Source organism: Actinopolyspora lacussalsi subsp. righensis, assembly GCF_900116555.1.
In the GTDB taxonomy this organism is placed as follows: domain Bacteria; phylum Actinomycetota; class Actinomycetes; order Mycobacteriales; family Pseudonocardiaceae; genus Actinopolyspora; species Actinopolyspora lacussalsi.
In genome coordinates, this window is the sequence record NZ_FPAT01000002.1 from 86,694 (window position 1) to 107,066 (window position 20,373).

The window sequence follows — 20,373 nt, forward strand, 5'->3', positions numbered from 1 at the left end:
GCCGACGAACTCGCCGCACCACGCCTGACGACACGCAGCTGGTGCTCCGCCACCGCCGGGCCGCTTGAACGAGCCGAACGGCGCACGGTGAAGCAGCTTAATGACCGCTTCTACCGGTGCGCCCGGTGCGCGAGGTGGCGTCGCCGGGTCGGTTATCGCGGCCAGTCGTAAACGACCCGCGACAATGCCGTACTTCGCGCGATCGGGCGTCTCAACCCCGCTGCCGTGCTCAGCCGAGTCCGAACGCGATGCCGACTCGTCCGTGCCGGCGACGCCGCGCTTGTCCATCACGGCGATCAGCTTCAGACCAGGAACGTCTCAGGGGGCCCGTCCTCCTCGTCCTCCTCGTCGGAACGGTCGACCACCTTTTCCTCGGGTTTCTGCTCCGGTGGTTCCAGGAGGGAAGTCTCGTTGTCCAGGAACTCCTGCTCGGTCAAGGAGTTCATCTTGTCAACGACTTCCTGGAAGAAATCCGCGTACCCCGGGTTCCGGGCCAGCTCGCCGAAGGTGTGCGAACCGGTCTCGACGGCTTCGCCGATCTCGCGCAGTTCGTCGCGATTCGATTTTCGCAGCTCCCGGGCGATATCCCTGAGTACTTCGGTTTCACTCTGCGGATTTTCGCTCATGATGATCCTAACATTTCTCTCGTAGTTACAGTTCGTCGTACTTTTTCAGCACAGGGGGAACACTGTCGGGTGATTTCGGTTTCTCGAACTCCGCGCCGATGCTTTCCAGATCGGCGCTGATCGTGTTGATGGTGTTTTGCAGAAGGGATATCAGTCCCATTATGTCGTTCGTTTTCTCGGTGAAGAGTTCTATCCCGTTTTTTATTCCCTGCCCCGCCGCCTTGGCCAGGCCGAATCCGCTCGCCATGTCGGTGATGCTGCGGACCAGCGGTTCCAGCTCCTTGTGGGTGTCGTACGTTTTTTGGGCGGCTTCCTCGTACTTGTCGGCGAGCTTGCGCAGCACGTCCGCGGTGCCGTCCTTGATCTCGTTGGCTCCCCGGTGCAGGGCGACGTTGCAGGCGGCGTAGGCATTGCCGGACCACCCCTGTTCGAGCTGGTCGACGTGATCCCCCAGGTTGTACGCCATCTTGTCGACGCCGTCGGCCAGGTTCCGGAACGCCTTGCCGCATTTGGCGATCTTGTCCCAGTCACCGGCCAGCTTCTTTCCCAGTGATTCGGTCGGATACCACCCGCAGAGCTCGCAGATGGACTGTATCGCGTAGCTGATGCTGAAGAGGTCCAGCACTCCGGGCGGGTCCATGGGTTCGCGGAAACTGTCCGACCCGGTGAGTTCGACGTCCTCGAAGCTGCTTCGGGGGTTGTGGTTCGCGCGGAACGGATCGGATGAAGTGCCGGTCGCGGGGTCCTCCTCCTCGGCTTCTCGGCGTTCGCTCATCATTTCACTGTCGGCGGAAAAATAATCCTCCAGTTCGCGAAGTTTGTTCCCGTTTTCTTCGTCGTCTTTCTTGTAAAGTCGAAACGTGTCGGCGAGGTTGTCGGAGATCGTGGTGCGGAAATACTTGTTGAGCGTGTCCATCTGATCGGTCACCTTGGTGGTGATGTCGGCGTGCGCGCCGGACAGCAGGTTGATCACGCCCTGGTCGTAGAACGGCATCGCCGTGTACTCCGATACGTACACGCTCCCCTTCTGGGCGTCGTCCCCCAGCTCCTCCAGCGCCTTGAAAATCTTGCCAGCCGTATCTCCGTCGAATTCGAAGGACATGGCACGGGGCTCCTGTCGTCGTCAGTCAGCGTCGGCCTTCCTGAGACGCCGCACAGCGCTTGTCGGTTCCCCTCAATGGCCACGCCTGTGGGGTGTCCGGAGTGGTCGCGTTGAGCAGGAAGCACGGACCTGCTGGTGGCACCGTCTAAGCGCCCACGCCTCGGGTCGACACACCCCCAGCGGCTTCCCGGCGCCTCGCCGGTACGTCGAACAGGAGGTGGCCGCCGCGACCAGCTCTCCGGCCGGATCGGAACGATCCGGCGATCCCGCGTTCCGAGGTTCGTGTTTTATCCGAATCGGAGTGCCGCTGACCGGCGCACGAATCCGGTCGCCGTTTCGGGAACGACGGTCGAGGGTGGTAGCGCACAGGAGTGGGCCGATGCTCGAGCCGTCCCCTGTCCGGTTGCGGGAGGGGAACTCGTAGCTGTGCCTTGCTCAGCCGAAGTGGTCGGCCTTCAGTGCTTGCAGGAAGGTTCGCCACTGATGGTGGGTGGTGGTGATGTGTCCGGCTGTGCGGTCTTTGCTGTCGCGGACGGCGGCGCCGTCGGTGGTGCGGCCGACCTCGACGCACGTGCTCGTGTTGGCGCTGTAGCTGGACTTCCGCCAGTCGTGGGGCTCATGTGATGCGTTCATCGGTGGGGCTCCGGGGCGTCGAGGTCGCTGGCGAGCTTGAGTCTCGCGCCGGGAGTGGGGAGTTCGCCACGTCTGAACGGGTGGTTTCAGCGGCCGGAACGGCACCCCTGTCCGATTACAGGGATGCCGCGCTCGTGGCTGTGCTTCGCTCAGTCGAAGTGGTCGGTCTTCAGTGCTTGCAGGAAGGTTCGCCACTGGTGGTGGGTGGTGGTGATGTGTCCGGCTGTGCGGTCTTTGCTGTCGCGGACGGCGGCGCCGTCGGTGGTGCGGCCGACCTCGACGCAGTTCGTCTGCGTGCTGCTCCGGCTCGACTTACGCCAGTTGACTGGCTCCTGGGACATGCTCATACTGATTTCTCCAGCTCTGTTATGACGTTTGCGATGAGCGCGGTGGACTCCGCTGCCGTCATCGAAACCTCTTTCACCTTATCCACGGCAGTGCGGTATGCCGCTATGTCGTCGGCTTCGTGGAAGAAAAGCGCCGCACGCCTGTTCTCCAGGTGCACGATCGGTGAGTCGGCGTCGAAGTCGATCAGCACGAACGGACCTTCCAGCGCTGGGGTCCAACCCGCGGAAGCCGGCACGATACGCAGATCGACGTTGGGCATCTCAGTAGCACTCATTAGGTACTTGAGCTGGTCGAGAACGACCTCGCTGCCACCTATCTCTTGATGAAGAGCAGCTTCGCCGATCAGCGCCAGGAAGCGCGCTGGATTTCGCCTTGTGAGTGCTTCACGGCGTCCAACACGTACCACTACGCGAGTTTCAACTTCCGACTGTGGGACTTCGCCTGCGATCATGATGGCTCTGGCGTAATCAGCTGTTTGCAGCAGACCAGGTATCAGCAGTGGAGACACATCGGTGATGTGGCTGGCGTTGCGTTCGAAGTCGATCAACGCCGCCATCTGTCGCTCACGGTCGCCACTTCGTACTGAGAGCCACTGTGGATCGTCGGTTCCACGGGCCATTTCCAGCAGTTCAGAGCGTTCTCTGCCGTTTACGCCCGTAGCGGCGAGTATCGAAGCTACGTCTTCCGTTTCCGGTGAGCGCGTGCCGGTTTCCCAACGGGAAATAGCGCTGTGGGAGAGCTCAAGTTGGTCCGCCAGTCCTCGAACCGTGTAGCCAGCAGCTTTGCGTGCCTCTCTGAGACGAGTGCCCAGTGCTTTGGCCTTTGGCGTGCCGTTGGTGCCAGCCATGCACCACATCCTAGGTGAATGTGCGGTGCCTACAGGTATCACCTGATCGAGGCATTGATCGTTTGGTGACAAGGTGACAAATTTTGGAACCAGTGGCACCAAAACGCCGCTTCGCTGATTCTGATTTTGGAGGCAACCATGTCCCACCCCTTCACCTGGGTTCCCGCCGAGGAGCAGCGGCACGCGAGCAGGGATCCGGTGCCGCCGCCCGCCCTGGAGTTCCCGCCCGAGTTGACTGTCTCCGCGCTGTGTGGTCGGGAGGTGTTCACGGCCACCGGCGACATCCCCTGGTTGTGGCCGACCTGCCCGGACTGCGACCGCACCACCCGCGAACTGGTCGGTGCCCCGCCTCGCCATGACGCGGACGAAGGTGATGCGCGATGAGCAGTGACCACATCCGGTTGGCCGGGTTCCTGCGGCTCTGCCAGTGGCGTTGTGACGAGGCCGCCTTCGCGATGGGCGGCGGGCGCTTCGGCGCCGACCGCTGCCGCGAGCTCGCGGAGGAACTCTCCGAGACGGCGATCGCGCTGCGGCGCTACGCCGACTCGCACGACAGCCCGCCGAAACCCGCGCTTCCCGAGGGGTGCGGAGCCGAAAACCGCATTGTCGAGGGCGATCCCGATGTCTGACCCGCTGCTCGTGCCGATCCTGCTGGTAGCGCTGGCGATGCTCCTGGCGCTCTGGCCGCAGCACCCCGAGCCCGCGCCGCGCCCGCACACCAGGCACGGCGGCGCCGGACCGGGCACGCTGACGGTCCGACAACTGCAAGCCCAACTCGCCGGTGCCGCCGGTGATTCCAGTGGTGCCACTGGCACCGAGCTCCGGGCCGCAGCCACCGCGAGCGCGACTACTGGTTCCAGCGGCCTCCCCGAATCCGGTGCTGTCGTGCCGACACAGTCGCGATCCGAACCCGAACCGATCCGCTGGCCCGAAACCGACCCCGACGAACAGCTCGAATCCCGCGTGAGTGTTCACCACGCGCTCCGGGATCGCGACGACGAATCCCACGCGGTCCCGGCGACATCGAATTCCCCGGCGACTCCGAACACCGAAGCCCTGGCCGCATGGCAAACGGCCTCCCGCCACACCACGCCGCGCGGCACCGCCGTTCGCCGCGCACCCGGCCCGCACCACCGCCACACTTCCCGGTGCCAACCGGCACCGACGACCGTGGGCGCCTTACCCGACTCCGATCCGAACCTGGCGCTGCTGGGCCGCGTCCTCGAAGGACTGCGCCGCCTCTGAAGCCTCGCCCGTCTCGGCGGCGCCGCGCCGCCACTTCCGCACTCGGAACGGCCGCCGACCTCGGAACGGCAACCGAACCGCCCCGTTGACCACGGGCCACGGCGACGATCCCCGACATTCCGCCGTGGACCCGTCCGCCGTCTCGCCTCGCGCGGCTCCCTCCCCCACTCGCCGTGCGGGGCGGGGCGGCTCCCCGTCAATTTCTCGCGAAATCGCCGCGTGACGAGCCCCGGCAGAGTCGACCGAACAGCCCCGAACGAGATGATCGGCTTGGTAGTGTCTTGCCGGCCGGGCTGCTGTGAATCAGGACAAGGGGAGTAGTCGTTGACATCTTTTGTACTGGTTTGGGTTCTTCCGGGGATTTTTGCGCTGATACCTATATTCGGCATGATCCTGTTGATCAGGGAGCGTTTCAGGCCGTTGGGGACGCGCATAGCCCGGCTGCGTGCTGATCTGGCTTCACGGGAAAAGAATGGTTCCTCCACGTTGCTGTCCGGATATTATCCAAAGATCTCGGACGAGATGATGCGTGACTTGGCCGAACACGAGGGGTTCGTCTTCCTGGGCAGTACTGGCAGGAACATGAACTTCCGGCGTCCGGTCGTCTCCGACGGAGAGCCGGGTGAGGTGCCGGATACCTGGAAGGGACGGATCGAACCACACGGTGGCATGGGGTCGGGCAAGCACCGGCGGTTGTTGCGGGAGTGGTTGGACGGGGCTTCCGTCGACGACTCCTCGCTGACGTTGCGTCGTGATCAGCTGGGTGCGTTGCCGAAGGCGGAGATTCTGGAGGTGGCGGCCGAGTACGGTTGGTCGTTCGAGTCGGAGGAGATCACCGACACCGAGTGGCGACTGACCTTCCGCCCTGGCGCGACTGAGCATGAGCAGGACGAGAGGCGGTTGTTCGCCGATGACGGATGACGCGGGAAGCCCCACCGAAGCGGAGTTCCTGCGCCGCCTCGAGAACGCGCGCATCAACCTCGCCGGTGTGGCCTATGTGGACATCCCCTACAGCGAGAAGAAGATCTCGCTGCGACACTACCGCGGTCTGGTGCGGGAGCGGGGGTGGCGGGTCACCGGTATGGAGCGCGGCGACGAAGGGACGTTCCGGCTCGTGCTCGAACGATCCGACTCCACTTCCGCCCCACACATCCTCGGCCCCACCTTCATCGAAGGGCCGAGCCTGGACGAGCTGCGCGGCAACGAGGCCGCCCTGCTGGAGGCCGAACGCGTGCGGCGGGAGACCGGAGTGGACGTGCTGTCCGAATCGGTGCTCGACGGCGTGCGCAGCGAGCACGTGCGGCTGCGTCGTCGCTATGCCAGATTGCTCTGGCTCACCTCGCTGCCCGCGCTGGTCGCGTTCGTCACGCTCATGCTCTCGCTGGTGGCGCTGGGCGACGGCAATCCCGAGGCGGCCGATACGCTGCTGCTCGTCTCGGCGGTCTCGGCGGTGGTCTTCGCGCTGTCACTCTGGCCGACGATCCGTGCCGCCAGAGCACGTACGGCGGTCGTGGCCGACTACAAGGCCGGTTACGAACGCGTCGTCGCGGCGGCGCTGGGCACCAACACCACACTGGGCAGTAGCACCACGATGGGCAGCAACACCACGGAGCGAAGCTGAACCGCTTCCCACGTTCAGTACCTCGCGGCCAAGAGGCGGCCGTCGATTTCTCGCGAAATCGCCGCGCGGCTGGAAGGTGAGCGGATGACCTCCTCCGCGACGGAGACAGCCGGAGGTGGATTACGTGGAGCTCCTTGAAGCCCTCATCCTCGTGATGTCCCCGCTGCCGGGCGTCATGCTGCTCGGTGCGGTCACCGTGCACCTGGTGCGCCATGCGAACAAGCCGTGGCGCCCCGAGCTCGAACGCGCCCGGAAGGATCTGCACGGGCGGCGTGATTCGGCGGATCTGGTGTGGCTGGACGCCGACGACTACGAGAAGGTCTCCACCGAGATGTTGCGCGAGCTGGGACGGCACGAGGGATTCACCCTGTTCGAGCGAACGAAGTACCACGATCTCGGATTCCGGCCCACCGGTAGCCGCGAAGCGCTGCGGGAACGGCGGCACGGAGCCGCGGAAGCCCCGGTCGGTCGTGACAGCGGTCGCCCGTTCGCGCGCTGGAGACTGCGCCGCATGCTGCGCGGCGCTCGCGCGGCCGAGCCCGAACTGGTGCTGCGCCGGGAGAGACTGGCTCCGCTGTCCAGAGGGGAGATTCTCGATACCGCCTCCGCTCACGGCTGGGAGTTGCACGCGGAGGAACTCGTGGCGGACGAATGGCGGTTGGTCTTCCGACACGCCGGTACGGCATCACGAGCGGACAGGAACCGATCCCACGACGGGTGAGAACCCGACCGTGCCGTGGTGTGCCGCCGATCGGCGACACGCCAGGCCCCGTGCTCCTGAACCGTGACCCGAACTGTGATGATCGGTGATGCCATCGAGCCTGCTCCGTTTGGGTGATTACCAACCGGGGTAGTGATCGAACAGGCGGAGAGACCCCACCCTCGACAAGGAGTTCGCCGTGAGCATCCTCAGTTGGATCCTGTTCGGTCTGATCGCGGGAGCAGTGGCCAAGCTGATCCTTCCTGGCAAGGATCCCGGCGGCATCATCGTGACCATCGGCATCGGCATAGTCGGAGGTCTGCTCGGCGGCTGGCTGGGCAGCTCCTTCTTCGGCGGCGGCGGGATATCCGGCTTCAATCTCGCCAGCTTCGGCTGGGCGGTGCTCGGCTCGCTGATCCTGCTGCTGCTCTACCGCCTCGTCTTCCACAAATCCCGAGGCTGATCCCACGGTCGGTCACCTCGCGTGGGAGGCCGGGCAATCGGGTGACTGTGTAACCGAGTCGGTGCCTCGCGGCGTCGGGCCGCTCCTGGAGCAGCTGCGGCCCACGTCGTGGCACGGCTCCCGCTCTCTTCTCGCACGCCGTGCGTCCCACATACCGCCCTTCCGGCAAATCCGGGAAACGGGGGTATCGGATCGTCCGTTTCGGGGCACTTCGACCTCGACTGTTGCTACTCGTCAGTAGAACGGTGTCTACTGACCGGCCTGTGTGATGGATCACCACAAGGCCGTGGCGGCCCCTCCGTCGCGGCCGGAAGGGCCAGGCAACGGTGCGCCGAATACTCTCGACAGCCGCCGCGACCCTCATCGCCGCACTGTGCGGTTCCCTGCTCGCCCCGGCCGCCACGGCCGAGACGAACGGGGTGACCGTGCACCGGGCGAGCATTCCCGGGTCGGGTGGTATCACGCTGCGAGCCAAAGTCATCGAACCCACCGGCGAGTCGGCCGAGCCACGACCGCTGCTGGTCATGCCCGCCAGCTGGGCCACCCCCAACATCGAGTACGTCGGGGCCGCCGCCCGGCTGGCCTACGAGTCGGGCTACGTGGTCGTCAGCTACACCGCCCGTGGGTTCTACGCCTCCGGCGGTGAGGTCGAGGTCGCGGGCGAGGAGGACGTCGCCGACGCCAGCGAGGTCATCGACTGGGCCGTGGCCAACACCTCCGCCGGGGACGAGAAAGTCGGCATGGCCGGTATCTCCTACGGCGCCGGTATCAGCGCGCTGACCGCCGCGTCCGACTCCAGGGTGGACGCGATAGCGGCCATGAGCGGCTGGGCCGACCTCGTGGCTTCGCTGTACCCCAACCGCACGGTCAACGCCTCCGGCGCGGAACTGCTGCTGGGAGTCGGCGAGCTCACCGGAAGGTTCGGCGACGACCTCACCGAGCTGGAGAACGCCTACCGCGAGCACCGCACCGAGGAGGCGCTGCATCTGGCAGGGGAGCGTTCCCCGATCAACGAGATCGACGAGCTCAACGCCAACGGCACCGCCGTGATGCTCGCCAACTCCTGGCAGGACTCGCTGTTCCCGCCGAAGCAGATCACCGACCTGTTCAGCGGCCTGAACGGCCCCAAGCGGCTCATGCTCGCTCCCGGTGACCACGCCACGGCCGAGCTCTTCGGGGCGGCGGGCCTGCCCAACCACATCTGGGACACCGCGGCCCGCTGGTTCGACCAGCAGCTGCGCGGTGTGGACGAGGGAATGGCCGACAGCGCCGTGGAGATCCAGCCGTCGAACGGCTCCGATTGGAAGCGCTACCCCGATTGGCAGTCGGTCACCGACCACACCTCCACCCGCGAACTCACCGAACCCACCCGGCGGCACCTGTTCGCACCCGAGACCGGCGGGCTGAGCACCGAGAGCGACACCGGGTGGCGGCATTCGATCGACAGCGGCGATCCGACCCTGGCCAACAGTGGCCTCGTCCTGGTCAGTGGCGCGCTGCAGGGCTACGCGCGGATCCCGGTCGGAGTCTCGGTGCCGTTCGTGGACCGGGACGACGCCGCGGTGTGGGCGACCGAGCCCTACGCGGACGGCGTCAACGTCACCGGAACCCCGCGACTGCGGGTGAACGTCACCCCTGAGGACGAGAGCGTGTCGCTGTTCGCCTACCTCTACGACGTCGGACCCGCGGGCAACGGAAGCCTCATCAGCCACAAGCCAGTGACACTGCGTAATGATTCCCCCGGGGTACGGAGTCGGGTGGACATCTCGCTGCAACCCACTTCCTGGCAGGTGGACGAGGGGCACCGGCTGGTGCTGGTGGTCGACACCGTGGACGCTCGTTACCGCGACGAGAGCTCCGGTGGCGAGGTGACGTTCGGTTCCTCGGCCGAACAGCCGGCCAAATTGCGAATTCCGGTGGGTTGACACCGTTTCCGCTCCCACGAGCGCCTGCTGTTCGGCTCTCCGGTGGTGCCCGTGTCGGATGGTGCGGGCACCACTGTGACCGGCCGAAAACCGATCCGAAAAACCGACTGAACTGTTCGGATCCGTTCGGTTGTGCTATCAGGATTCGATCGAATACGAATAGTGTCCAAAAAGTAGCGCAACGAAGTTTTTCTCGCTGTTCGCGGTATGTTTTCGCCACGGGCGGGAACACTGCTCCACAATCGCCCTCTTCGGCTGTACCGTGGCGTATATGACGGATGTTCGTCCACCGGACGCGTTACAGCGCGAAGGTGCCGATGATGAGCCACCGAGAAGACCCTTAAGGCGCATATCGGGAGATCTGCAGGTCAGGGGCGTGGACATGCAGCGCCCCAATGCCGCACGCATGTTCGATTATTACCTCGGGGGTACAGCCAATTTCGCGGCGGACAGGCAGGCCGTCGACCGGCTGGTTGCCGATGTGCCCGAGGCCCGGGTTTACGCACGTGCGACGCGGGCTTTTCTCGGACGATTGATCCGTTTTCTGAGCCATCGCGGAATCGATCAGTTTCTGGATCTGGGATCGGGAATGCCGACCGTCGGGAATGTGCACGAAATAGCCCGCCGGTGCCGTTCCGACGCACGAGTCGCCTATGTGGATGTCGAGCCCGAGGTCGTGGCGCACGCCAGGCAACTGCTGCGCGGAGTCGACAATGTGACCGTCACTCAGGCCGACATCCGGGAGCCGGAGACGGTGCTCTCGGCACCGGAGGTCACCGAGCTGCTCGACTTCACCCGACCGGTCGCGGTGCTGGCCGTGTCGATCCTGCCCTACGTTCCGGACGCCGACGACCCCGCCTCGCTCGTGGCCGCCTACCGGGACAACTGCGTGCCGGGCAGCTACCTGGCCGTCTCGCACAGCACGCCGCTGACGATGACCGAGGAGCAGGTGCGCCACAGCGAATCGGCCTACCAGGGAACCCGCACGCCGCTGGCCGTGCGTGAGATCGAGCGGATCCGCGAGCTGCTTCCCGGCTACTCGCTGGTCGAGCCCGGACTGGTCCCGCTGCCGCAGTGGCGGCCGGAGCCGGACATCAACGCCCAGCAGGACGCCACCGCCTCCGCCAACGCGGTAGGAGCGCTCGGCTACCTTCCTTGAACTTGTACTCCCGTTGTGTAGCTGGTCGGGTAGCCGTCACGTGAGTCGGCGCCTTGCGGCGTTGGGCCGGCTCTTGAGTAGCGACCTACGCGGCGAGCGGCCCGGCCTCGCGATGCATCCGACTCACGCACCGGGGACGAGCCCGCTGCCGCGCTCATGGTCGCGTCTCGACGGGCTGCCCGGCGATTTCGTGAGAGATCGACGCCGCGCCGAGCGGGCGCCCGAGGCACGAGCGGGGGACACGTGCGCGGTTCGTGGGGGCAGCCCGGCGCCGGGTCCGGTTCGGAACGGTCGAGGGCAGCCCGGCTTCGAGTGGTTACCAAGCCACGTACCGCGTTGGCGATTAGTGACCAATTTATTGATTTTGCTACTCGATCGGGTGACTTTGGGATGCGTCCTGATCACGCAGCGACACAGCTGCTGTCCCAAAAGGAGCCCCAGCTTGTCACTAGCAAGAATCTTCACCCGGACTGCCGCCGCCGCGCTGATCGCGGTCGGCATGGCCGCTCCGGCCCAGGCAGCCGTCTCCGCTCCGGTCGCCAACGACGACTCCGGCCCGGAGACGATGATCATCGACGGTGGTTACGCCGACGACGCCCCGTGGGCGGCGCGGATGTTCGCCGACGGCAGGCAGGCGTGCAGCGCCTCGGTGATCGGTCCGAAGTGGGTACTCACCGCACAGCACTGTGTCCAGGGCGCCAATCAGGTCAGCTTCCGAGTGGGCAGCCTCGACCAGACCCAGGGCCGTGAGGTGTTCGCGGTGCCGGGCGGGGTGCACGTCCATCCCAGCGCGGACCTGGCACTGGTCAATGTGGGCAGTTCGGTCGACGTCGAGTACGCCCCGATCGGCGCCCCGGGTGCCGCCGAGGTCGGCGAGACCGTGCAGACCTACGGCTGGGGTGCCACCTGCACCGACCGTCCCGAGATCGAATGCCAGTCCCAGTGGTTGAAGGTCGCCGACGTGACCGTGACCGACACCTCCTGCTCCGACTACCGCGGCGGTACCGCGATCTGCGCCTACCGCGGTGACGGCATCCCGGCGGGCGGTGACTCCGGCGGCCCGATGTTCGCCACCGCCGCCGACGGTGACTACGTGCAGGTGGGAGTGGCTTCCACCAGCGACCGCTCCTCGCGTACCGCCTACACCAACGTGACTCGCTACAGCAGCTGGATCGGTTCCCTGGCGGGCGTGTGACGCGGCTTCCTCCCGTCGTGGCTACACCCGGTTTCCCCGTCGCCGTTCACGGCGGCGGGGAAATGTGTCTGGAAGCACACGTGGGGCGACTTCTTTCCGTGTCGCTTCGGGTTCGGGCATTGACCGCTGCCGAAGTCTCGGTGCATCGTGACCGACGAAATCGATCACAGGGTGAGATCGTGATCGTATTCGGCGCGAAAAATAGATCGTTTCGTTGTTTTCGCAGTTCATGGCGCTGATATTGGCCTCTTCAGAGGTGGAGTGAATCGCTGCTAGCGATTCTTTCTCGGCGTCGCAAGAAATTTGTTGTGCTTGTCACGGGGTATTTTGCTTCGCGCCTGGTGGAGGAAATGTCGATCTTTTCTCGCCTGGCGATTTCACCGGTGCGTGGTTAGTTTCGTGAGACATGACCGGCGAAAAACCTGGCCATCGTGGCGCACGGTCCGATGGCGTGAGTGGGTCAGCCGGGCGGGTGGAGATCGACACTCCGGCCGTCGCGGACGGCCCGGAGCTGTACCGGATCACGCGTGATTCGGGGGTGCTGGACGTCAACTCCCCCTACGCCTACCTGCTGTGGTGTCGCGATTTCGCGACCACCTCGTTGGTGGCGCGTTCGCACGACGGAGTGGTGGGCTTCGTGACCGGATACGTCCGGCCCGACGCCGGGGACACCCTCGTGGTGTGGCAGATCGGCGTCGACGCCGCGCTGCGCGGCCACGGCGTGGCGAGTCGCCTGCTGGAACGGCTGCTCGACACGGCCTCGCGGGACGGTATCCGCTACCTGGAAACCACCATCACCGCCGACAACGCGGCCTCGATCAACCTCTTCTCCGCGCTGGCGCGCGACCGCGGCGCTCCGCTCGAGGTGAGCCCGCTGTTCCCGGCCGAGCTGTTCCCGGACTCACACATCGGCGAGGACCTCTACCGCATCGGACCGTTCGCCGCTGACGGTGCCACGGCACACGGCACTCTCGCGGCGTCCGTCTCGTGAGGCTCCACGCCCCACAAACCCGACCCGGTTCGCGGTGAAACCCGAGCCGCGAACCATCCAGCCGTGTCACCGCACGGCGCGACACGTAACCGGCCCGGCGGGCGAGGCGTCACGAGCGCTTCGAACCGGACCGAACGGAGGATCGTGAAAGACGTCTTCGCAACCCAGGAATCAGAAGTCCGCAGCTACAGCCGAACCTGGCCCGCGACCTTCGACCGCGCGCTGGGCAGCTGGCTCTACGACGAGAGCGGGAACGCCTACCTCGACTTCTTCGCCGGGGCGGGCGCGCTCAACTACGGGCACAACAACCCGCTGCTCAAGCGCAAACTGATCGAGTACATCGAGCGCGACGGGATACACCACGGCCTCGACCAGGCCACGGTCGCCAGGGGCGAGTTCCTGCGCACCATCGACGAGAAGCTGTTCCGACCGCGTGGGCTCAACTACAAGGTGCAGTTCCCCGGCCCTACTGGCACCAACTCGGTCGAGGCCGCGCTGAAGCTGGCACGCAAGATCACCGGACGCGAGTCGATCATCAGCTTCACCAACGCCTTCCACGGCATGACGCTGGGCTCGCTCTCGGTCACCGGCAACTCGATGAAACGAGGCGGGGCGGGCATCCCGCTGGTGCACGCCACGCCGATGCCCTACGACAACTACTTCGACGGCCAGGTCGACGACTTCCTCTACTTCGAGTCGCTGTTGCGGGACAGCGGCAGTGGCCTGAACGCTCCCGCCGCGGTGATCGTGGAAACCCTGCAGGGCGAGGGCGGTATCAACGACACCCGCGCCGAGTGGCTGCGCGGACTGTCCGAGCTGTGCGGGCGGCACGGCATCCTGCTCATCGTCGACGACGTGCAGATGGGCTGTGGCAGGACCGGCCCGTTCTTCAGCTTCGAGCACGCGGGCATCGAGCCGGACATCGTCTGCCTGTCCAAGTCCATCGGTGGTTACGGGAGTCCGCTGGCGCTGACCCTGATCAAGCCGGAGCACGACGTCTGGGAACCCGGCGAGCACAACGGCACCTTCCGTGGCAACAACCCCGCCCTGGTCACGGCGACCGAGGCGCTGCGGCAGTACTGGAGCGACGACGAACTGGAACGCGCCACCCTCGCCAAGGGCGAGCGCGTCGGCGAGGCGCTGCTGGAGCTCTGCGCCGACCACCCCGGGCTGCTGTCCAAGGGACGTGGCCTGGCACGGGGCCTCGGTTTCGCCGAGCCCGAGATGGCGGGCAAGGTTTCCAAGGCCGCCTTCGATCGGGGGATGATCCTGGAGACCTCCGGCCCCAGCGACGAGGTGGTCAAGGTGATGCCCCCGCTGACGATCACCGAGGACGAGCTGGAGCGAGGGATCCGGATCATTCGGGACTCCGTGCGCTCGGTACTGGCCTGAAGCACTCACAGGCGCCGAAGCGCCCGTCGCGAGCCGGGGCGTGCGCGAACACGCTCCCGCGCACGGCGCCCGCCGCGTCCGGCCCCTGAAACGTCCACCCCGAAACACCGAGGAGAAGACTTGATCGTTCGTACCGTCCGGGACGTCGAGAACACCGAATCCGACATCAGGACCGAGAACTGGCGCAGCAAACGGATCATCCTCGCCAAGGAGAAGGCCGGGTTCTCGGTGCACGAGACGACGCTGTACGCGGGCACGGTCAATGAGTTCTGGTACGCCAACCACATCGAGGCCGTGTTCGTGTTCGAGGGCGAGGGCGAGATCACCGATCACGCCACCGGTGAGACGCATTCCCTCGGGCCAGGCTCGGTGTACCTGCTCGACGACCACGACAAGCACCAGGTGCGCCCCAGGACCGACATGCGCACGGTCTGCGTGTTCAACCCGCCGGTGACCGGCAGGGAGGTGCACGACGAGAACGGGGTCTACCCCCTGGTGACCGAGGAGGAGTGAACCGCGAGGGCACCTGACGACCTTCCCGGGCTGACCTCAACCCAGGGTCAGGTATCGCCGGTCGTTGAACTTCTCGCCCACGCAGGACGCGCCGAGGTCGTGTCCGATGCGCTCTATCACGTCGGCCAGCTCCAGCCGGTTGAGCCAGTCTCGCGGCAGTGCGGCGGTGCCGTGCCTGGCGCCCAGGATAGCCCCGGTGATGGCCGCCGTGGTGTCGCTGTGTCCCGAGTGGTTGGCGGCCAGCCACAGCGCGTCGCGGAACTGTTCGCGCTTGGGCAGGGCCAGCGCGCAGTAGGCCCCGATGGCCAACGCCTCCGGGCCGACCCAACCCTGTCCCAGCCGCTGGACGTACGCCGTGCGCACGTCGATGCGGGCGAGAGTCGCCGCGTCGGCCAGTCCCGTGGCCGTTTCGCCGTCCTCCCGCAGCACTCTGCCCGCCGCCTGGTCCACCGCCTGCGGAATTCGCCTGCCCTGCACCGCGAGCAGGTGGATCAGCGCGGCCATGGCTCCCGCCGCCGCCCACCCTCCGGGGGCGCCGTGGGTCAGCGCGCCGAACTGGCAGCCCAGTGTGTAGGACATCTCGACGGTGGGAGCGAAGCCGGCTCCGGCCGCGCGGTCCACCGCGCCACACCCCTTGGAACTGTTGATCGGCTCCTCGGGAGTTCCCAGCAGGTCCTCCTGCAGCGCGCGCAGGCTGGTCAGCCCGGGGGAGCGGTTCACGTAGAGCTCCGGCTCGGCCAACAGGCCCGTCGCCCCGTAGTGCGGTTTGTCCTCCTGCTGCGTCAGCAGCCACCGCCGATAGGCGGCGCCCGTGGCTTCCACCGGGCGCCACCGGCCGCCGTGGTTGCCGGTCGCCCAGGCGTGCAGGTATCCCTCGCCGGTGAACAGCAGCATCTGCGCGGCGTCGCCGAGTAGCGCCTGCGGTGGTGGTTCGGTTACTCCGTCGGGGCCGTAGCGCGCACGGATGTCACCGTGCTCCTCGAACTCGACCGGAACTCCGAGGGAGTCGCCCAGCGCCGCACCGAGCAAGCACCCCACGGCACGATCCACCACCGTGGACGACGTCGACACCCGGGATACCTCCACAGTGGTCTTGCGCGCGTTCTGATCCTCACCCGACTCTACTGGCCCGCCACAGCCACTTGGCAGCGATCTGTGCAATTGCACGGCGGAGTTTGCTCACAGATCGTGACATTCGTCGAATAATAAAAGTTGATCTTAGTCTGTTGGGGTGAAGCCAGGTGAATCCGAACACGTTTGTCGGTTTTAGTGGTTAACGTGGATCGGTTTCGGGACGTTTGTGCGTAGGGCGGCACCCTGCGGCCGCTGTCACGGAACCGGGAAAGATGTACGCGAACGTGGGATCGAGCTTCGGGGGGATATGCCACCGCACGACAACCTGGCCGAGCACCCGAAGAGCGGCTACGAGTTCGGACTACTCGGGCCGCTCGAAGTGCGTCACGACGGGCGACTGCAGCCGTTGGGCAACTCGGCGATGCGCAGTGCGTTGGCCTGCTTGCTGCTCGAACCGAACCAGGTCGTGTCGATGGACAGATTGATCGACACTCTTTGGGGGGAGCAACCACCGCCCACGGCGCGGACCATCATCCACGGCTACGTGTCGCGTATCCGCAAGCTGTTCACCCCCGAAGCGGGGACAGCGGATCCGGAGAATCCCGCACTGGTCACCCGTGCCCCCGGCTACCTGCTCCAGGTGGACAGCGACCGGATCGACGCGCACCGGGCCCGAGCCCTGGTCAACCAAGCCGGAAACCTCGAACCCCGGGAACGTTCCCGGACGTTGGCCCGCGCGTTGACGCTGTGGCGTGGTCCGGTGCTTTCCGACATCTCCTCCGAGCGACTGCACCGCATGGTCGCCCCCAACCTGGACGAGCTGCGCATGGTGGCGCTGGAGGAGCGGATCGAGGCCGACCTCGAACTGGGCGAACACCACGGTGTCGTGGTCGAGCTGTCCGAACTGGTCGAGCAGTACCCGCTCCGCGAGCGGCTCACCGGCCAGTTGATGCTCGCCTACTACCGATCCGGACAACGGGCCAGGGCCCAGTCCTGCTACCACACGTTGCGGGAACTGCTGGCCGACGAACTCGGCATCGATCCGGGGCCGGAACTGCGCTCGCTGTACGAACGACTGCTGCGCGACGACGAGACACTGGCCGCCCCGAACCGTGCCGTGGCAGGCTCCATCACCCCCGCCAGTGACGTGACCCCGATACAACCGGCGGAACTACCTCCGCCCGTGGCCGGTTTCGTCGGAAGGGCCACCGAATCGGCGGCGCTGGACCGGATGCTGTCCGAACAGGATAGCGACTCCGCCAGCGTGCTCGCCGCCATCACCGGAACCGCCGGAATCGGCAAGAGCGCGTTGGCGGTGACCTGGGCGCACCGCGTCGCGCATCGATTCCCGGACGGCCAGCTCTACGCCTCGCTGCGTGGGTTCGACTACGAGCGTTCGCCACTCTCACCGGGCGAAGTGCTCACCGGTTTCCTCAAGAGCCTGGGGATCGCCGACGACGCCATACCGATCGACCTGAACGAACGGGTGGCCCTGTACCGCTCGCAGCTGGCGCGGCGCCGCGTGCTCATCCTGCTCGACGACGCCAGGGACGCCGACCAGGTGCGTCCGCTGTTACCCAGTAGCGACGGTTCGCTCGTGCTGGTCACCAGCAGGAAACGGCTCGACGGTCTGGTGGTGCGCAGCGGGGCCAGGGCGTTGCCGCTGGAGAGCCTGCCCACCACCGCTGCCGTGGAGCTGCTGGATAGGGCCGGTGTGCCGGGCAGATCCCGCTCCGAGCCGCAGGCCGCGCGGAAACTCGCCGACCTGTGCGGCGGCCTGCCACTGGCGTTGCGCATCGCCGCCGCGCGACTGGCCGCCAACCCGGGCCGCGCGGTGGACGACCTCGTCGGCGAGCTCACCGACGAGCACAACCGGCTCACCGGACTCGACATCGACGACACCGACATCAGCGTCCGTCGTGCCTTCGACATCTCCTACCGCAACCTGCACCCCAGTCAGGCGTGGACCTTCCGGCTGTTGGGGTTGGTTCCCGGCCACACCTTCACCGCGCACGCGGTGGCCGCACTGTGCGGCACCGACTCCGAGACGGCTCGTCGCAGACTGCGAGCGCTGACACTGGCCCACCTGGTCAGCGAGCCCAGACCGGACCGGTTCGCGATGCACGACCTGTTGCGGGTCTACGCGCGCGAACTCGTGTTCGCCGCCACCGACGAAACCGGGGAGGAGTCGGAGACCGCGCTGCGCGGACTGCTGGAGCACTACCTCACCGCCGCCGACCACGCCAGGAGGTTCCTGCGCCCACCGCGTGACGAGTTGGACTTCTCGGCGACCGAGTGGGAGGTTCCGGACATCACCGGCAGGGCCGAGGCACTGGAGTGGTTCGACGCCGAATGGCCCAACCTGGTGACCGCCATCGACACGGCCGCCGACCGGCGATGGCACCGGATGGCCTGGTGGTTGGTGCGCCTGCAGTTCAACTACCTCATGGTTCGGTGTCCCTGGGAGGAATGGGTCACCATCTACACCAGAGGACTCGAGTCGGCGCGTCACATCGGCGACGACACCGGCACGGTACTGATGCTCGCCGGGCTCGGAGTGGTGCACTCCCGTTCGGGCAGCCCCGAGGTGGCCCTGAAGTACTACGCGGAGTCGCAGCGGGTCGCCACCAAGCTGTCCGAGCGCGGCGAGCTGGCCATGACGCAGGTCAACATGGCCAGCGCGCTGTTCCGGTTGGGACGCTACTCGGAAGCGCGACAGCACTGTGAGGACGCGCTGCGGACCTACCGGTCGTTGGGGGACCGGTACCGGGAAGCGGGAGCGCTGAACAATCTGGCCCAGGTGGAGCAGGTGATCGGCAACCGTGCGGAGGCGTTGGCATACCTGCACGAGGCCGAAAAGCGCTACCGGGAAGCCGACGATCTCGAAATTCTGGCCATGGTGCTCAACAACTGTGGTGAAGTGAGTGTCGAACTGGACAGGATCGACAGCGCGCGGCGCTACTACGGGGAGGCGCTCGAAGTGGCCCAGCGCTGTGGCTCGACCATGCGCCAGGCCGCGGCGTATCTGGGGTTGGGTGATGTCGCCTCGCTGCGCGAGGATCACCAGGTGGCTCGGCGGCGGTGGGAGACGGCACTGTCCATTTTCGAGTCCGGTGGCTCACCGCGTGCCGCGGAGCCGCGTGAACGGTTGCGCCTGGGTGCCGCCGCCACCGAGGCACCCGAGGTGCGGCGCTGTTCCGGCGTTTAGTCAGCGTTTAGCGTGCTCTTAGTGGTGCCTGCCAACGTGTGAATGTGCGTTCCGGCCGGCCGTTGCGGTGCCGGTCACGATCGCACCGCGGCGACTCTCGGGGGGTCGTGAGTGGCCGAGAAGGGGCGGTGCGGAGAGCTCGACCCGTCGAGTTGTCCACCGCCCGCAACAAAGGGGTCAGGTTATTCCCGGCGTCTTCGGCACCGGGAAGGACATGGGGGTGGGTGCGGACTCCGTGTTCTGGGGGATTCCACAACGACACGGGGTCCGCGCTCGTGTTCCCGCCCGGCCCGTCCCGAGGGCCGGGCGGTTCGACCCACCGCCGCTGCGCCCCGGCGGCGATCAGTAGTGCTTTCCCGGATCCGGGGGCGTCCGGGTCAGCCGTGCTCCGAAGCGCCCTGGAGCGGGCGCGGTGAGGGCCGTTTGGGTTCTCTGCCGTCCCCCGAGGACGTGCCGCGCAGCCGCCGACCGACCCACGGGCCCAGGTGTTCACCGATCCAGCGCAGGTCCGCACCGCGCCGTTCCGACCAGGAGCGATCGGCCCGAGCAGGAAACGGCTGCCGCCAGTCCTCGTCCACGCGCAGCCCCAGGATCTCCGCGGCGTGCAGCGCCACGCGGTGATGTCCCTCCTGGGACAGGTGCAGTCTGTCCTCGCTCCAGGCACGCTCATGCTGTAACACCCGCATCGACCAGAGGTCCACGACATAGCAGCCGTGTCGCCGCGCGATCGCCCAGAGGTGTGAGTTGTAGGTGCCGACCTTGCCGCGAACCAGCCGCATCACCGCCGTCCGCCGAGTGTCGAAACCGGTGCCGATCAACACGTCCGCCCCCGTCGCACGCAGTTCGGCCACCGCGGTCTCGAACCGGCTCGCCAACTCGTCAGGGTCGGCGAACGGTCGGATCATGTCGTTGCCCCCGGCGCTGAACGCGGCGAGGTCCGGCCGCATCTCCACGGCACGTGGCAACTGATCCCGCAGGATCTGGTCGAGCAGTTTCCCCCGAACCGCTGTATTAGCGTAGTGCAGCCCGGGGTTCTCGGTCGCCAGCCGTTCCGCCAGCCTGTCGGACCAGCCCCGGAAAGTCGCGCCGTCGGGGGCCGGATCGTTCAGCCCCTCCGTGAAGCTGTCACCCATCGCCACGAACGTCCGCCACTCCCGATCCCCGTTCCCGGCATCGTTCTCCGGTGCGCGCTTTCCCGAGGTCGGTGACTCCTCACTCATCGGGGCCGCCTTTCGTACTAGCTCGTCTTCGCCCGCGGTGTCGTAACCGGAAAACACATTGGACCTCGGTTGGTCACCTACGCCAGCGTCGGTGACCGCCCCAGTGACCAA

The 20,373-nt window shown here is 66.4% G+C and carries 21 protein-coding genes; 14 read left to right on the forward strand and 7 right to left on the reverse strand.

The annotated features are described in order from the left end of the window. Window positions 1-302: 302 nt before the first annotated feature. The 5 genes from BM394_RS03885 to BM394_RS03905 all read right to left on the reverse strand — a co-directional run bounded on the left by BM394_RS03885 (window position 303) and on the right by BM394_RS03905 (window position 3,556). Window positions 303-626 (reverse strand): hypothetical protein, encoded by a 324-nt coding sequence (locus BM394_RS03885; protein ID WP_092973962.1) that lies wholly within the window; start codon window positions 624-626, stop codon window positions 303-305. A gap of 25 nt (window positions 627-651) precedes the next feature. After that, a complete protein-coding gene (locus BM394_RS03890) occupies window positions 652-1,728 on the reverse strand; it encodes a WXG100 family type VII secretion target (protein ID WP_092973965.1) in 1,077 nt (358 codons plus the stop codon). Window positions 1,729-2,163: 435 nt separating this feature from the next. Then, complete coding sequence (locus BM394_RS03895; protein ID WP_092973968.1) at window positions 2,164-2,361, reverse strand: DUF397 domain-containing protein; 198 nt, start codon at window positions 2,359-2,361, stop codon at window positions 2,164-2,166. 149 nt (window positions 2,362-2,510) lie between these two features. After that, window positions 2,511-2,702, reverse strand: coding sequence for a DUF397 domain-containing protein (locus tag BM394_RS03900; RefSeq protein ID WP_092973971.1), 192 nt, complete (start codon window positions 2,700-2,702; stop codon window positions 2,511-2,513). 2 nt (window positions 2,703-2,704) lie between these two features. Further along, window positions 2,705-3,556, reverse strand: coding sequence for a helix-turn-helix domain-containing protein (locus tag BM394_RS03905; RefSeq protein ID WP_092973974.1), 852 nt, complete (start codon window positions 3,554-3,556; stop codon window positions 2,705-2,707). Window positions 3,557-3,694: 138 nt separating this feature from the next. On the opposite strand from BM394_RS03905, the gene BM394_RS03910 reads away from it, so the two are divergent. From BM394_RS03910 to BM394_RS03970, 13 genes are all read left to right on the forward strand, one after another. Next, the gene (locus tag BM394_RS03910) at window positions 3,695-3,940 is read left to right on the forward strand and encodes an HC3 family zinc finger protein (protein ID WP_092973977.1); all 246 of its coding nucleotides are present in this window, start codon (window positions 3,695-3,697) and stop codon (window positions 3,938-3,940) included. Beyond that, window positions 3,937-4,185: a hypothetical protein gene (locus BM394_RS03915; protein WP_092973980.1), complete on the forward strand. Its 249-nt coding sequence runs from the start codon at window positions 3,937-3,939 to the stop codon at window positions 4,183-4,185. Before BM394_RS03910 ends, BM394_RS03915 begins: the two co-directional genes overlap by 4 nt. Then, window positions 4,178-4,801 (forward strand): hypothetical protein, encoded by a 624-nt coding sequence (locus BM394_RS03920; protein WP_092973983.1) that lies wholly within the window; start codon window positions 4,178-4,180, stop codon window positions 4,799-4,801. Before BM394_RS03915 ends, BM394_RS03920 begins: the two co-directional genes overlap by 8 nt. Window positions 4,802-5,188: 387 nt before the next feature. After that, entirely contained in the window at window positions 5,189-5,722 is a 534-nt protein-coding gene (locus BM394_RS03925) for a hypothetical protein (protein WP_092973986.1), read from the forward strand. Next, window positions 5,712-6,422 (forward strand): hypothetical protein, encoded by a 711-nt coding sequence (locus tag BM394_RS03930; protein ID WP_092973989.1) that lies wholly within the window; start codon window positions 5,712-5,714, stop codon window positions 6,420-6,422. Before BM394_RS03925 ends, BM394_RS03930 begins: the two co-directional genes overlap by 11 nt. A 124-nt stretch (window positions 6,423-6,546) precedes the next feature. Further along, window positions 6,547-7,143 (forward strand): hypothetical protein, encoded by a 597-nt coding sequence (locus tag BM394_RS03935; protein WP_139235129.1) that lies wholly within the window; start codon window positions 6,547-6,549, stop codon window positions 7,141-7,143. A 178-nt stretch (window positions 7,144-7,321) separates the two neighbouring features. Then, the gene (locus BM394_RS03940; protein ID WP_092973995.1) at window positions 7,322-7,585 is read left to right on the forward strand and encodes a GlsB/YeaQ/YmgE family stress response membrane protein; all 264 of its coding nucleotides are present in this window, start codon (window positions 7,322-7,324) and stop codon (window positions 7,583-7,585) included. 326 nt (window positions 7,586-7,911) lie between these two features. Beyond that, window positions 7,912-9,510, forward strand: a complete 1,599-nt coding sequence (locus BM394_RS03945) for a CocE/NonD family hydrolase (protein ID WP_092973998.1) — start codon at window positions 7,912-7,914, stop codon at window positions 9,508-9,510. Window positions 9,511-9,892: 382 nt separating this feature from the next. Beyond that, a complete protein-coding gene (locus BM394_RS03950; RefSeq protein WP_245779952.1) occupies window positions 9,893-10,669 on the forward strand; it encodes an SAM-dependent methyltransferase in 777 nt (258 codons plus the stop codon). Window positions 10,670-11,111: 442 nt separating this feature from the next. Continuing rightward, a complete protein-coding gene (locus BM394_RS03955) occupies window positions 11,112-11,864 on the forward strand; it encodes a S1 family peptidase (RefSeq protein WP_217643342.1) in 753 nt (250 codons plus the stop codon). A gap of 406 nt (window positions 11,865-12,270) precedes the next feature. Then, window positions 12,271-12,855, forward strand: a complete 585-nt coding sequence (gene ectA, locus BM394_RS03960; RefSeq protein WP_092974003.1) for a diaminobutyrate acetyltransferase — start codon at window positions 12,271-12,273, stop codon at window positions 12,853-12,855. A 144-nt stretch (window positions 12,856-12,999) separates the two neighbouring features. Further along, window positions 13,000-14,247 carry a diaminobutyrate--2-oxoglutarate transaminase gene (gene ectB, locus BM394_RS03965; protein WP_092974006.1) on the forward strand — a complete coding sequence of 416 codons (1,248 nt, stop codon included), beginning with the start codon at window positions 13,000-13,002 and terminating at the stop codon, window positions 14,245-14,247. A 120-nt stretch (window positions 14,248-14,367) separates the two neighbouring features. After that, on the forward strand, window positions 14,368-14,760 hold the full coding sequence (locus BM394_RS03970) for an ectoine synthase (RefSeq protein ID WP_092974009.1): 393 nt from the start codon (window positions 14,368-14,370) through the stop codon (window positions 14,758-14,760). Window positions 14,761-14,796: 36 nt separating this feature from the next. Here BM394_RS03970 and BM394_RS03975 read toward each other — a convergent pair whose 3' ends face one another. After that, a complete protein-coding gene (locus tag BM394_RS03975; RefSeq protein ID WP_245779954.1) occupies window positions 14,797-15,831 on the reverse strand; it encodes an ADP-ribosylglycohydrolase family protein in 1,035 nt (344 codons plus the stop codon). A 310-nt stretch (window positions 15,832-16,141) separates the two neighbouring features. Here BM394_RS03975 and BM394_RS03980 point away from each other — a divergent pair, with 310 nt between their 5' ends. Further along, complete coding sequence (locus BM394_RS03980) at window positions 16,142-19,042, forward strand: AfsR/SARP family transcriptional regulator (protein WP_092974012.1); 2,901 nt, start codon at window positions 16,142-16,144, stop codon at window positions 19,040-19,042. A 377-nt stretch (window positions 19,043-19,419) separates the two neighbouring features. On the opposite strand, the gene BM394_RS03985 is transcribed toward BM394_RS03980, so the two are convergent. Next, window positions 19,420-20,262 carry an SGNH/GDSL hydrolase family protein gene (locus BM394_RS03985; RefSeq protein ID WP_092974015.1) on the reverse strand — a complete coding sequence of 281 codons (843 nt, stop codon included), beginning with the start codon at window positions 20,260-20,262 and terminating at the stop codon, window positions 19,420-19,422. Between the last annotated feature and the right edge of the window lie 111 nt (window positions 20,263-20,373).